Below are 13,398 nucleotides of genomic sequence, written 5' to 3'. Positions count from 1 at the left end.
GACCTGCTGCCGGCGCTGTGGGCGGTCACTTAAGCTGAGCCGATCTTCTTTTCGAACGCGCTGGGGCCGAGATGGCCGATGGTCGAGTGCCAGCGGATCGCGTTGCGGAATCTCTGAAGCAATCGAACACAGCGACTCTCGCTGCGTCGCGTGTCCGGTCGGTCTTGCCCCTGATCCACTCGGTTCTCAGCGAAGAGACGAAGCTCGCCATAACGGCGTTGTCGCAGACATTGGGCGCGTGCTTCCCCTGCAGGTCATTGCGGATCACATGGACGAATGCCGCTCACGACGCGCCGGTCATCGGCCATGGGGAATCTCAGTGCGACAGCGGAAAACGCGGCGCCGTCTGCCGCTTGCTCAGCCAGCGAACGCAGCGTGACCGACACAAGCCACTTGGTCGATCAGCTATTCCTGAGTCTGCACCGCTCGCCACGTCCCGGATGATTCCGGTATGCCCGGGAGAGGCCCTGAAGCGCAGACGGCATGCGGACAGCGAAAACGCAAAGAGCACCGCTGGAGTGCTCCTTAAACTCGCTCAGCATTGAATTCCGTGGTGGGTGATGTAGGGCTCGAACCTACGACCCGCTGATTAAGAGTCAGCTGCTCTACCAACTGAGCTAATCACCCATACGCCACGAAGCGTCGCCGTCGCTGCGGCCAAGGCCGCGTCAGGCAGGCCGGCGATGTAGCAAACGCCCCCCGCCCTGTCCACCCATCTAAGACAGAAATATGCCAAGCCGCCGAAATGAATTCGGCGCTAGAGCAGGATGCGAAAAAGTGGGAACCGGTTTTTCGCGTCGATCCCGCTCTAACTCTTTGATGAGAGACGGATTCAGATGTCAGATGGGATCACTTGGTAACCCTATCTGAAATCATCCGGCTCTAGGCGCGACGGCCTTATCCCGGCCGGCGATTCAACAGGTGGTAGAGCGCGATAGCCCCGAAGGTCGCGGTACCGATTCCACCGAGTTCGAAGCCGAAGAGCGGCAGCTTCAGATCACCCGCGCCCAGGATCAACGCGGTCGCGACGGTGAGCAGATTCTTCGGGTTCGAGAAGTCGACCTGGTTCTCCACCCAGATTCGCCCGGCCGTCGCCGCGATCAGGCCGAAGACGACGATCGCCAGCCCGCCGAGCACCGCGACGGGAATCGTGCCGATGACCGCGCCGAATTTGGGGGAGAAGCCGAGCACCAGCGCGATGATCCCCGCGGCGACGAAGACCAGCGTCGAATAGACCCGCGTCACCGCCATCACGCCCATGTTCTCGGCATAGGTCGTCACGCCCGTGCCGCCGCCGGAGCCCGCAATCATGGTGGCAAGCCCGTCCGCCATGAAGCCGCGCCCGATCAGCGGGTCCAGATTGCGCCCGGTCATCACGGCGATGCCCTTGATGTGCCCGAGATTCTCGGCAACCAGGATGAGCGCGACCGGCGCGATCAGCGCCATCGCCTTGAAATCGAACACCGGCGCGACGAAGTGCGGCATCCCGAGCCAGGCCGCGGCGCCGATCCGCCCGAAATCGACCGCCGGGGCGCCGAAGCTCGGCGCCGTCGCCGCATAGAGGATATAGGCTCCGGCGCCGCCGATCAGCACCGGCAGGCGCTGTGCGAGGCCTCTGCCATAAACCGCCACCAGCGCGACCGCGACGACCGTGAACAGCGCGATCCATTTGGTGTAGGGGCTCGCCGAGATCATGCCCATCGCCACCGCCGTCAGGTTGAGCCCGATCGCGCCGATGACCGCACCGGTGACGACCGGTGGCAGCAACTTCTCGATCCAGGCCGTGCCGACGACCTGGACCAGGAGCCCGATGGCGGCATAAACCGCACCGCAGGCAATGATGCCGCCGAGCGCCACGCCGATATTTGCGTTGGGTCCTGAACCGGCATAGCCGCTCGCCGCGATCACCACCCCGATGAAGGCGAAGGACGAGCCGAGATAGCTCGGCAATTGTCCGCGCGTGATCACGAAGAACAGCAGCGTCGCGATGCCGGAGAAGAAGATCGCCACATTGGGGTCGAACCCCATCAGGATCGGCGCCAGCGCTGTCGCGCCGAACATGGCGACGACATGCTGCAGGCCCGCGATGAAGGTCTGGACGGTCGACAGGCGCTCGTCCGGCATCACCGCGCCGGAGGTCTTCAAGGTCCAGTTCGGAAAATAAGACATGGCGCGCTCCCCAGCGGGCGCGCGCTCTTTCGGCCGCGCCGAGACCGAACTACAGGCAAAGACCCTGTTCACGCCAAGCCCGCCCTGGCGTGACCCGTGCGATTTCAGGGGAAAACCGGACCTGCAGCGGCCTCAGGAGGCGATCTTCCCAAGGTGATGGCTGCTGTCGCCGCGCTCCAGCAAGCGGTCGCGCGGCAGCACCACCGACGGGTCGATATCGGCCCGCGCCGGTGCCATCGCCGACATGCGCCCCTCCTTCGTCCTGGCGCCGCTCAAGCCGGACAAGGGCTGGCCGGTATGAAGGGGGCATAGCGTGTCATCCCGCACGCGCTGCGGCACGAAGTGCTGCTGCGCAGATCCGGGACCGTCATCAGGACAGGCGCCTTCTCGTCATGCGGTCCCGTGTCTGCGCCGCGGCATGAATGCCGCAGCGCGCACGGGATGACACGGCGCCCCTACTCCGCCGCAGCCTGCGCGTGCAGGCGCACGCCCTTGGCGATGAGCTTGTTGAGCGCCACCAGATATGCCTTGGCCGAGGAGACCAGCGTATCGGGGTCAGCGCCGCGCCCGGTCACCGACGAGCCCTCATGCGAGAGCCTGACCGTCACCTCGGCCTGCGCGTCGGTGCCCTCGGTCACGGCATGCACGTCGTAGAGCTCGAGCACCGCCTCATGCGGCACGATCGCCTTGATGGCGTTGAACACGGCGTCGATCGGGCCGTTGCCCTCGGCTTCCTCAGTGACGAAGCGGCCATCGACATCGAGCTTCATGGTCGCGCGCTGCGGCCCGCGCGTGCCGGCGATCACGGTCAGCGAAACCAGCCTGACGCGATCATGCGCCGAGGCCAGATTCTCGTCGACCAGCGCCTCGATATCCTCGTCATAGACATGCTTCTTGCGGTCGGCCAAGGCCTTGAAGCGCGTGAAGGCATCCTCGAGCTGGTTGTCGCCCAGATCGTAGCCCATCTCCTTCAGCTTGGAGCGGAAGGCCGCGCGGCCGGAATGCTTGCCCATCACCAGAGAGGTCTTGGAGACGCCGACCGATTCCGGCGTCATGATCTCGTAGGTCGTCTGGTTCTTCAGCATGCCGTCCTGGTGGATGCCGCTCTCATGGGCGAAGGCGTTCCGGCCGACGATCGCCTTGTTGTACTGCACCGGGAAGGAGCAGGCGGTCGAAACGGCCTTCGAGGCGCGCGTCAGCAGCGAGGCGTCGATGCCGGTGTCGTAGGGCAGGACATCGCCGCGCACGCGCAGCGCCATCACCACCTCTTCCAGAGCGGCATTGCCGGCACGCTCGCCGATGCCATTGATCGTGCATTCGATCTGCCGCGCCCCGCCCTCGATGCCGGCCAGCGAATTGGCCACCGCCAACCCCAGATCATTGTGGCAATGCACCGAGAAGATCGCCTTGTCGGCATTGGGCACGCGCTCGCGGATCTGGCGGAACATCGCGCGGTACTCGTCGGGCACCGCATAGCCGACCGTATCGGGCAGGTTGATCGTGGTCGCGCCGGCCTTGATGGCGGCCTCGACGGTGCGGCAGAGATAGTCGATCGGGGTGCGGGTCGCGTCCATGGCCGACCATTCGACATCCTCGACCAGGTTGCGGGCCTGGGCCACCGTCTTCGTGATGATCTCCAGAACCTCCTCTTCGCTCTTGCGCATCTGGTGCTCCAGATGGATCGGCGAGGTCGAGACGAAGGTGTGGATACGCGGCTTGGCGGCATGGCGCACCGCCTCGCCGGCGCGTGCGATGTCAGCGCTGATCGCCCGGGCGAGGCCCGCGACGGTCGCACGCTTGATTCGCCTGGCGATAGCGGAGACCGCCTCGAAATCGCCGTCGGAGGCAATCGGGAAGCCGGCCTCGATGATGTCGACGCCCATCGCGTCGAGTACGTCGGCAACCTCAAGCTTCTCCTCGAAGGTCATGGTGGCGCCGGGGCATTGCTCGCCGTCGCGCAAGGTGGTGTCGAAGATCAGCACGCGGTCCTTGGGCGAACAGCCTTGGGGGGAGGAGGCGTTCCGGGTCGCATCGGTCATGGTCGTGATCCTGTAGAGGGTCGCGCCGCTATGGTTGAAGGCAGGCGCAGAATGTCTGGAAGGCGGTTCTCGTCACTCCCCTGAGCGCCCAGGCATGCATGCCCGGCCGGCCCTCAGGGGCGGCTAAGGAGAAGAAGCAGTCCAAGACCGAGCGGAGCGCGCATGCCGGCAGCCCGCGCAGCAGCGCGGTTCTGGCTCAGGGCATGGGTGGCGGATGCGGCCACGGGCGTTCCTCGTATCGACACAAACTGCATAGCCGATAGCAGGGGGGCAAGGCAAGGCAGGGTTTTTCATCTCGGCCCGCGCCCTTCTCATCCGGCCTTCACTCACACCGCCGCGCTGCTGCGGGCCTTGACCACGGCGAGCGGGGCCGTGGGCGCAGGCCAGAGCTGCACACGATAGAAGTCGTCGCCCTCGAGCCCGTCCTCGCTCAGCGTGTCCAAGCCGGCATAGGAGACGCGAACCCGGTAGCTTCCCGGCGGCACGCTGAGGCGCGGCGCATCGGGCAGATAATCGGTGCAGCCGGCAATCGCGACGCAGCCGGAGCGGACGGTGAAGGAGCCCTCATTGACCATGTCCCACTCGCCGAAATCGGTAGCCGGCTCCTGCGAATGGAGCGAGACGACGACCGGCACGGTCATGTTGCGCACCGTGCCGACACCGATGGACTGGGCTGATGTCGCAAACAGCCGCTCGACGGCCTCGTCCGTCCAGAGCGAGCCGAAATCGTCATTGGCCGTCTCGTCCTGGATGTAGAACTGAAAATAATCGGCGAAGATCGCGAGTTCGATCGTGGTCTCCGTCGTCATGGGCGCTCCTCCTGCGACAGCGCCAGCAACCTCCAGCGCGACCATGTCGAGAGTGTGTCTCGCCACGCGGCGGCACATGTTGTTGGCCACGGTGGAATCGGTCATGGTCGCGCGTCTTTCGTCGATCGGACATGCCGCCATGCGCGCTTTTGCTCTCCTTGCCACCCTCGGCGTCGCCCTCGCAGGCTGTCAGACCCGGCCCGTCGCACCGCCGGCGCCGCCGCCGGAGCAGGCCTATCCCGGCGTGACGCCCAGCACCTTCCATATGCCGGGCGGCTCGGGCTGCTCGGGCGAGATCGAGCGCTTCCAGGCCGTGATGGATAACGACCTCGCCACCGGACACACCACCAAGGGCGTCCACGCCCGCGTCAGCGCTGAGATCGCAACCGCCCGCTCGACCTGTAGCGCGGGCAATGAAGGCGGCGCGATGGGGCAGCTCCACGCGACCAAGACGAAGTTCGGCTATCCGGGCTAAGGCCGCGGAAGCCTTAACGCTCGTTGAGGTTATGGACCTTGGTGGTGGTGTTGCCGCCGCAGGTGTAGCAGCACTCGGTGCATGCCTGCTTGCCGCCCTGGCCCATGCCCCAGTAACGCGCCGCATTGCCCTTGAGCCAGGCACCGTAGCAGATCTTCTCGCCCTTGATGCAGGTCAGCGGGTAGCTCACCGTGTCATAGGTGCGGTTGACATAGACCTTGCCGCCGCCCGGCCATTCATTGCGCCGGTTCTGCGAGTAGAAGGCGACTTCGATCGCATTGGCCGAAAAGCTGCGCAGCTTCCAGGTCATGACGTCGGCGGATGCGGCCGACGGCATCAGAACGGCGGCCGTCAGCAGGCCCGCAAGGCAGTGTCGCAGCATGGATCCCCCGGTGGGGAGAGATCCTCCCCTTGGGTCAATCGTGCTCATTTAGCCAAACAACGCAAGGGCTTGCCTGGGGTTGCAAAACCCGCCGCGCTCACGCGGCGAGCCCACGCTTCTCCAGGAGCGCGTCCGGCGTCGGCAGCCTGCCCCTGAACAATGTATAGGCCTCGGCCGGGTCGCGCGTATCGCCGGCCGAATAGATGTAGCGCTTCAGCTTGTTCGCGACCGCAGGCGCGAAGACGTCGCCAGCCTCGACGAAGGCGTTGAAGGCGTCGGCATCCATCACCTCCGACCAGAGATAGCTGTAATAGCCGGCCGAATAGCCGTCTCCGGAGAAGACATGGGTGAAATGCGGCGTGCGGTGGCGCATGATGATCTCGGCCGGCATGCCGATCCGCTCAAGCTCCGCCGCCTCGAATGCAAGCGGGTCGATCTCGCCGGGGTTCTCCAGGGAATGGAAGGCGAGATCGACCAGCGCCGATGAGGTGTATTCGACCGTGGCGAAGCCCTGATTGAAGGTCTGCGCCATCTTGATCTTGTCGATCAGCGCCTCGGGGATGGGCTCCTTCGTCTCGGCATGCAGGCAATAGGCCTGCATCACCTCCGATGTCAGGAACCAGTGCTCATAGAGCTGCGAGGGCAGTTCGACGAAATCGCGCGAGACCGAAGTGCCGGCAAGCGAGCCGTAGCGCACATCCGACAGCAGACCATGCAGGGCATGGCCGAATTCGTGGAACAGCGTGCGCGCATCGTCGATCGAGAGCAGCGCCGGCTTGCCCTCTGCGGGTTTGGCGAAATTGCAGACATTGACGATGATCGGTCGGACCTCGCCATCGAAATTGCGCTGACCGCGATAGGCGCTCATCCAGGCTCCGGAGCGCTTCGAGGCGCGGGCGAAATAATCGCCGAGGAACAGGCCGATATGCCGGCCGCTCGCCTCCTCCTTGACCTCCCAGATCCGCACATCCGGATGATAGCCCTTGAGCTCAGTCTTCGCCTCGAAGGCCAGCCCGAACAGCTTGCCGGCGACATCGAAGGCCGCATTGATGATGCGGTCGAGCTGGAGATAGGGCTTCAGCACCGCCTCATCGAGCGCATAGGTCTGCTGGCGTACCTTCTCGGCATAATGGCGCCAGTCCCAGGGGCGGATCGGTCCGTTCTCACCCTCGCTCTGCGCCAGCGCGGCGAGATCGGCGGCCTCCTGCGCCGCGCGCGCCTTGGCCGGTTTCCAGACCAGTTCGAGCAGGTCGCGGACATGGGTCGGCGTCTTCGCCATGGAATCGTCGAGCTTGAAATGCGCGAAGGTCGGGAAACCGAGCAGCTTCGCCTTCTCGGCCCGAAGCTTCACCATCTCGGCGACGATGGCGCGGTTGTCGGTTTCGCCGCCATTCTCGCCGCGCTTGCTCCAGGCGATGAAGGCCTCCTCGCGCAGATCGCGACGCGTCGAGAAGGTCAGGAAGGGCTCGATGATCGAGCGCGACAAGGTCACCGCATGCCGGCCCGCATGACCGCGGTCGGTAGCGGCGCGCGCCATCGCCGCGGTCAGGAAGGCCGGCAGGCCGGCAAGCCCCGCCTCGTCCGCGATGATCAGCGCATAGCTCGATTCGTCCTTCAGCACGTTCTGGCTGAACTGCGTGCCCAGCCCCGCAAGGCGTTCGTTGATCGCCGCGAGCCGCGTCTTGTCCTCCGGGCCGAGTTGCGCGCCAGAACGGATGAAGCCGCGATGCGTCCGCTCCAGGAGCCGTGCCTGCTCGACGTCGAGGCCGAGCGTCTCGCGCCTGGCGAACACCGCATCGACGCGAGCAAACAGCGCGGGATCCATCATGATCGCCGACCAGTGCCGCGAGGTGATCGGCGACATCTCGCGCTCGATCGCCTGCAGCGCCTCGTTCGTGTCGGCCCCCGTGAGGTTGTAGAACACGCCGCCGACGCGGCTGAGCGCCCTGCCCGCGCGCTCCAGCGCCTCGATCGTGTTGGCGAAGTCCGGTTCCGCGGCCTCGGTGGTCAGCGCATCGATCTCGGATCTGTGCTTGGCGAGCGCCGCCTCGAAGGCCGGGCGGATATGCTCGGGCGTGATCGCGGCAAAAGGCGGCAGGCCGAAGGGCGTGTCCCAGACACGCGAAAACGGATTGTCGGCGGGCAGCGACAGGGCTTCGGGGGCAAGCGTCATCGGGGCATCCGGTTGAAGTGAGGGCGCAGGACTCGGGCGCATAGAAGGCTCAGTCTTGCCGCCAGATATGGGCAAGATAAGGCCGCATGAAGAGTGGCATGTCGAGGCGCTCGGCATCCTCGGGGCCGCGGACGATGGCGATATCGGCAAGCTCAGGCTCATCCTGCGTCGCCATACGCGCGAGCATCAGCGCGCGCGCCGCCTCGGCTGGCATGGCGATGGAAACCGGCCGCATGAAGGCGATGCGCCCAGGCTGGATCACCGCCGTCCAGCTCTCCTCCACCGCAATCTCGTCAAGCATCAGTCCGGTCTCCTCGCAGAGCTCGCGCGTCACGCTGCCTGCGAGATCGAGCGTGCCGTCCGGCCGTGCATCCTCGCGGTCGGGCGTGCCGGCGGCGAAATAGACCTTGCCGGGATTGGCGGTGTGCTGGCCCATCACGCCGCACAGGAACGCGCCGTCGGCAGCGCGCAGGGCCGCCATTGCAAAGCCGTTGCGCACCACCGGACCCGGATGGCCGAAATCGCGCCAGCTGATGAAAGCGGCATAATCAGTCTCGAAATAGCCAGCCCGGAAGACGCCGTCGACGATCGCCGCGCGGTGCTGCAGCATCACCTTGCCGTTGAACATCGCCGGCTTGCCGGAGCTGATACGGCCCCAATGCGCCGCGATCTCGTCCGCACGCTCCCGCGCGAAAATCCAGTCATGAGGCTCGATCAACGCCTCCAGGCCGGCAAGCTCGACAATCGCGCCATCGGCAATGCCGTTCTGTCCGAGCGAGGTCACAGCAGCACGCCCTCGCTGACCAGCACTGCCGAGCCACCAATGCGGGCCGAAACCAGCGCCCCGCTCTCGACCGTCAGTTCGAGTGCGATCTGCGAGGGCCGGCCCATCTCATAGCCCTGCTCGATGACGAAGCGATGCTCGCCATCGGCGGGTTTGTCGAAGGCCATGACCACGCCGGCGAAGGCAGCAGCAGCCCCACCGGTCGCAGGATCCTCCGCGATCCCGGCGCCGGGCCAGAACATGCGTGCGTGATAATGATGTCCCGTCTCAACGGTCTGCCGGCAATAGACGAAGGCGTTGGGATGCTCGGCGGGCTTCATCGCCGCGTCCCAGCGGGACAGGTCGAGCTTGACCCTGCCGATCGCATCGAGGCCGGCCAGCGGCACGAAGGTAAAGGGGACACCGGCCGAGAACACAGCGGCGCGATGCGGCCCGAACCCGATTTCGCACTCGTCGAGCCCGAGCACGGCCGCGAGCGCGGTGTTGGAGGACGCAGCCTCGATCTCCTGCGGCAGGCGCGGCATGGTGAAGACCGCATGGCCGGACCGAGGCCCGTCGACCGAGACCGCACAAGGCACGAGCCCGGCCTTCTCCTCCAGCACCAGGAGATCGGCCCCCTTGCCTTCAACCGCATCGCGCAGGGCCAGCAGAACCGCCGTGCCGACGGTCGGATGTCCCGCGAAGGGCAGCTCCCGGCCGGGTGTGAAGATGCGGAGCGCGGCGCGATGGCGGGGCTGCATCGGCGGCGCCACGAACACCGTCTCGGACAGGTTGAACTCGCGCGTGATCGCCTGCATCGCCTCGGTATCGAGCCCGTCGGAATCCAGCACCACGGCGAGCGGGTTGCCGGCTTGGGCCTGGGTGGTGAAGACGTCGAGCGTGACGAAGCGGCGCTTCATGGAGACGGTCCCTTGGGAATGACGAGATCGATGGTCAGTGGACTGTGGTCGGAGGCTTTAGGCCGGTCCCAGCCGACGCGCGGATAGCGGTCGGCACAGGTCGCGAGTCTTGCCATCGAGCGGTCGGGCGCGCGTGGATCGAGCGGCACGCGATAAGGCAGGCCGCGCCGGATCAGCTGCATCGCGGGCTTTGGATTCGCTGCCGCCAGCGCCGGCGAGACCAGGATGTGGTCGAGCGGCATGTGGCTGTCGATCAGCCTCTCCTGACTTTCCGACCAGAAGCGTCGAAAATGCGTCCAGCGCTCATGCGCAGGCAGCGCCTCCATCGGATCGACGGCGAAATCCTCCAGCAACGGCTCGATGCCGCTCTCGCCCTCATCGACGATCTCGGCCAGGGGGCCGAGCCCATAGCGATAGGCGTTGAGATCACCGAGCACGATCCAGTTCGCCTCGCGCCAGCCGTCGCCGAAGCGCGCCTTGACCAGATGCTTGACCGCCCTCGCCTCGGCGCGGCGCATCGGCAGCGTCGCCTGGCGGCCATCCTCGCGGCCGTTGTCCATCGACTTCAGATGGCAGCCGAACAGGCTGAGCTTGCGGCTGCCGAAATCGAGCGCGACCTCCAGGCAATCGCGTGCGAACACCTTGCCATCGGGGCCGATGCCCAGCGCGGCGAGATCGCGGTCATGCACGCCAGCCTGCGCGAAGGTCAGATCCTTGTGGGAGCGTACCGTAACCGCCTGCGGCGCCAGCAGGTTGCGCCGGGCCGCGAAGCCGATGTCGATATCGCGCCGGTCATTGCCGTCGAGCAATGCGAAATGGCCATAGCGATGGTCAGAGCTGCAGTGGACGTAATTGGCGAAGAAGGCCTGCAGGCTCGCGAGCGAATCGACCTCCTGCAGCATCCAGAGATCGGCCTGCGCCTCGGCGATGGCGAGCGCTGTCATCTGGCGCTTGTCGTCTTCCAGCGCGACCGCCAGCGAGCGCTCGACGGCGTCGCGTTCGTCCGCGCGCGGAAAATGGAACAGCGACATCGCCGCATCGGTCTCGAACCGCCCGCTCGGCCCGAAGCGATGCCGCGTCAACAGGTTCTCGACATTGAAGGTGCCGATGCGCAGCTTCATGCCGGTTCAGACCGGCTCGGGCACGAACTGGTGCGACGGCGTGACGAACTCGTCCTGCGCCGCGACCATCAGGATCTCGCGCGACCCCGCCTCCTTGGTGCGCTTCAGCAGGCCGTAGATCGAGGCCGAAGCCTTGGCGAGCGCAGCAGCCGCCGATCCCTCGCGCAGATAATGGGTGAAGAACAGCGCCGCGATGGCGTCGCCAGCGCCATTGAGGCTGACGTCGAGTTTCGGCGTGCGCACGCGCCAGGAGCCCTTGGCGTCGGAGGCCATCATGTCCATGGCGTCGTCGGGGGTTTCATTGGTCGAGAGCGAGGTCACCAGCACGACCTTCGGCCCGCTGTCGCGCAGCGCCTCCGTCGCGCGATGCGCATCGGCAATGGTCTTGACCGCGATATCGGTCAGCAATTCCAGCTCGAACTGATTGGGCGTCACGATATCGGCCGCCGGCACTGCCTGCTCGCGCATGAATTCGGGGATGCCCGGCCGCACGAAGATCCCGCGCCCGACATCGCCGATGACAGGATCACAGCAATAGAGCGCCTTGGGGTTGGCCGCGCGGACACGCTCCACCGCCGAGAGGATGGCATGGCCGATATCGGCCGAGCCCATATAACCGGAGAGCACGCCGTCGCAGGACGGCAGCACGCCGCGCTCGGCAATGCCTTCCATCACCTCGTCGATCATGCCGCCGTCGAAGACGCGGCCCTTCCAGGCGCCGTAACCGGTGTGATTGGAGAACTGGACGGTGTGGATCGGCCAGACCTCGACGCCGAGGCGCTGCATCGGGAACACGGCGGAGGCATTGCCGACATGGCCATAGGCGACATGCGACTGGATCGAGAGGATGTTCATGAGGCAACGCGCTTGGTGACGGAAACGAAAGCTCTACCCGCTCGCCCCGCCTCGCCGCAAATCGAAAGCGGTGATGGCCGCGATCAAGCCTTCAGGATCACGCCCCAGTCAGCTGGGCGACGCCGGCCGTATCGGTGAACTGGACCAGACTCAGGATCTTGCCGTCCGCAATCGTGAACAGGTCCATGACCTCGAAGGGCGCGCTGCGCCCGCTTGGGACGCACAGCACATCCGCACGCCAATGCAATGCCGCCCTCTCGTCCTCGATCGTCAGCGCAAGCGTCTCGACATTGCTGAAGACGAAGGCGCCGATCAGCTCTGCCATCTGCGCGCGCACGGCGGCATGGCCGGTCGGCTGCATGAACATCGGCGCGGGCGCCGACGCTCCCGAGAGCCGATAGCTGCAATCGCGATGGAAATAGCCCATCACGGCGTCGAGGTCGCCGCGATGGCGCGCCTCATAGGCATCCTTGATCAAGGTCTCGATCGCAGCACGCTCGGTCATCTCGCCTCTCCTTGCGTCAGAGGCGAGTGTGACCAGCGCGCCGGACAATGTCGAGAGGTCAGGAGCCGGATGCTGCCTTCTTCGCGAAGGTATCGATGAAGGTTTTCTTCAGATCGACATTCGACGTCGCCAGTTCCGGGTCGAGCAGCTTCAGCGCGTCATAGACGCTCTGCTGGCCTTCGGGCGGCGAGATGCCGGTGCGGGAATAGCTCTCCTGCGAGTTCTTGACCGCGCGCAGGTAGAGCGGCTTGTCGCCGAGCAGATATTCCGGCGGCACGAGGTCGGCCACATCCTCGGGCTTGGCCGTCTCCAGCCATTTCAGCGCCTTGACGAAGGCATTGACGAGCTTCTGCGTCGTCACCGGGTTCTTCTCGGCGAACTCGCCCTTGAGATACAGCACGGCGGCGGGGTTAGAGCCGCCGAAGAGGGCGCGCGTGCCGGCCTCGGTGCGGGTGTCGATCAGCGTGACGATGTCGCCATCGGCCTCGAGCTTTGAAGTCACGGGGTCGAGATGCGAGATGATGTCGACCTGGCCCTGCTTGATCGCGGCGACCGCGCTCGCGCCGGCACCGATGCCGATGATCGGCGCATCCGTCGCCTTCAGCCCGGCTTTGACCATGGCGTATTGAGCGGTCAGCGCCGTCGAGGAGCCCGGCGCCGTGACACCGATCTTCAGCCCCTTGAAGTCGGCCGCCGATTTGACCTTGCCGGCGAGCTCCTTGCGCACGGCGATGGTGATCGCCGGGAAGCGCCCGAGCTCGACCACGGCGCGCACATCCTGGCCCTTGGCCTGCATCCGGATGGTGTGCTCATAGGCGCCGGTGACGACATCGACCGAACCGCCGACCAAGGCCTGCAGCGATTTGGCACCACCGCCGAAATCGTTGATCTCGACCTCGAGCCCCTGCTCCTTGAAGAAGCCCTTCTTCTCCGCGATCGTCAGCGGGAGATAATAGAGCAATTGCTTGCCGCCGACGCCGAGCGTCAGCTTGGGCTTTTCGGCGTTCTGCGCCAGTGCGGTCGGGGTAAAGCCCGGAGCGCTCCAGGCCGCCAGCGCGACGCCGGCTGCCATGATCAGATGTCTGCGGTTCATCGGGTTTCCTTCCCTGAGGATGCTTTGCTTCGAAAGCCTTGTTGGGAAGCAGTTCTAGATTAGTCGCAGGCCTCGCGCCAACCCCGCCTTGAGT

12 protein-coding genes and 1 tRNA gene are annotated in these 13,398 nt (G+C 65.6%); 1 reads left to right on the top strand and 12 read right to left on the bottom strand.

Translation table 11 applies throughout. The features are described 5' to 3' along the window. Positions 1-551 precede the first annotated feature (551 nt). The 4 genes from CYD53_RS02920 to CYD53_RS02905 form a co-directional block, all read right to left on the bottom strand. Positions 552-627, bottom strand: a tRNA-Lys gene (locus tag CYD53_RS02920). Positions 628-897: 270 nt separating this feature from the next. Continuing rightward, positions 898-2,169, bottom strand: coding sequence for a solute carrier family 23 protein (locus tag CYD53_RS02915; protein ID WP_103716585.1), 1,272 nt, complete (start codon positions 2,167-2,169; stop codon positions 898-900). A gap of 455 nt (positions 2,170-2,624) precedes the next feature. Next, on the bottom strand, positions 2,625-4,208 hold the full coding sequence (locus CYD53_RS02910; RefSeq protein WP_103716584.1) for a 2-isopropylmalate synthase: 1,584 nt from the start codon (positions 4,206-4,208) through the stop codon (positions 2,625-2,627). Between the two features lie 326 nt (positions 4,209-4,534). Further along, the gene (locus CYD53_RS02905; protein ID WP_210202276.1) at positions 4,535-5,122 is read right to left on the bottom strand and encodes a hypothetical protein; all 588 of its coding nucleotides are present in this window, start codon (positions 5,120-5,122) and stop codon (positions 4,535-4,537) included. On the opposite strand from CYD53_RS02905, the gene CYD53_RS02900 reads away from it, so the two are divergent. Then, complete coding sequence (locus CYD53_RS02900) at positions 5,121-5,492, top strand: hypothetical protein (RefSeq protein ID WP_146055798.1); 372 nt, start codon at positions 5,121-5,123, stop codon at positions 5,490-5,492. The two genes, CYD53_RS02905 and CYD53_RS02900, sit on opposite strands and share 2 nt — an antisense overlap. Before the next feature lie 13 nt (positions 5,493-5,505). On the opposite strand, the gene CYD53_RS02895 is transcribed toward CYD53_RS02900, so the two are convergent. From CYD53_RS02895 to CYD53_RS02860, 8 genes are all read right to left on the bottom strand, one after another. After that, positions 5,506-5,874, bottom strand: coding sequence for a hypothetical protein (locus tag CYD53_RS02895; RefSeq protein WP_092166728.1), 369 nt, complete (start codon positions 5,872-5,874; stop codon positions 5,506-5,508). A 97-nt stretch (positions 5,875-5,971) separates the two neighbouring features. Next, positions 5,972-8,047, bottom strand: coding sequence for a M3 family metallopeptidase (locus CYD53_RS02890; RefSeq protein WP_103716581.1), 2,076 nt, complete (start codon positions 8,045-8,047; stop codon positions 5,972-5,974). Positions 8,048-8,096: 49 nt separating this feature from the next. Next, positions 8,097-8,831, bottom strand: a complete 735-nt coding sequence (locus tag CYD53_RS02885; RefSeq protein ID WP_103716580.1) for a hypothetical protein — start codon at positions 8,829-8,831, stop codon at positions 8,097-8,099. Then, the gene (locus CYD53_RS02880) at positions 8,828-9,730 is read right to left on the bottom strand and encodes a PhzF family phenazine biosynthesis protein (RefSeq protein ID WP_103716579.1); all 903 of its coding nucleotides are present in this window, start codon (positions 9,728-9,730) and stop codon (positions 8,828-8,830) included. Before CYD53_RS02880 ends, CYD53_RS02885 begins: the two co-directional genes overlap by 4 nt. Continuing rightward, positions 9,727-10,851 (bottom strand): endonuclease/exonuclease/phosphatase family protein, encoded by a 1,125-nt coding sequence (locus CYD53_RS02875; protein WP_103716578.1) that lies wholly within the window; start codon positions 10,849-10,851, stop codon positions 9,727-9,729. The genes CYD53_RS02880 and CYD53_RS02875 overlap by 4 nt, the downstream gene beginning before the upstream one ends. 6 nt (positions 10,852-10,857) lie before the next feature. Beyond that, positions 10,858-11,706: a pyridoxal kinase PdxY gene (gene pdxY, locus CYD53_RS02870; RefSeq protein ID WP_103716577.1), complete on the bottom strand. Its 849-nt coding sequence runs from the start codon at positions 11,704-11,706 to the stop codon at positions 10,858-10,860. 97 nt (positions 11,707-11,803) lie between these two features. Further along, on the bottom strand, positions 11,804-12,211 hold the full coding sequence (locus tag CYD53_RS02865; protein ID WP_103716576.1) for a nuclear transport factor 2 family protein: 408 nt from the start codon (positions 12,209-12,211) through the stop codon (positions 11,804-11,806). A 58-nt stretch (positions 12,212-12,269) separates the two neighbouring features. Next, positions 12,270-13,304: an ABC transporter substrate-binding protein gene (locus CYD53_RS02860; RefSeq protein ID WP_103716575.1), complete on the bottom strand. Its 1,035-nt coding sequence runs from the start codon at positions 13,302-13,304 to the stop codon at positions 12,270-12,272. Between the last annotated feature and the right edge of the window lie 94 nt (positions 13,305-13,398).

The organism is Allobosea psychrotolerans, from assembly GCF_002917105.1.
GTDB lineage: Bacteria > Pseudomonadota > Alphaproteobacteria > Rhizobiales > Beijerinckiaceae > Allobosea > Allobosea psychrotolerans.
Note: the sequence above shows the minus strand (reverse complement) of the source record. Positions and strands in the feature narration are given on the sequence as shown.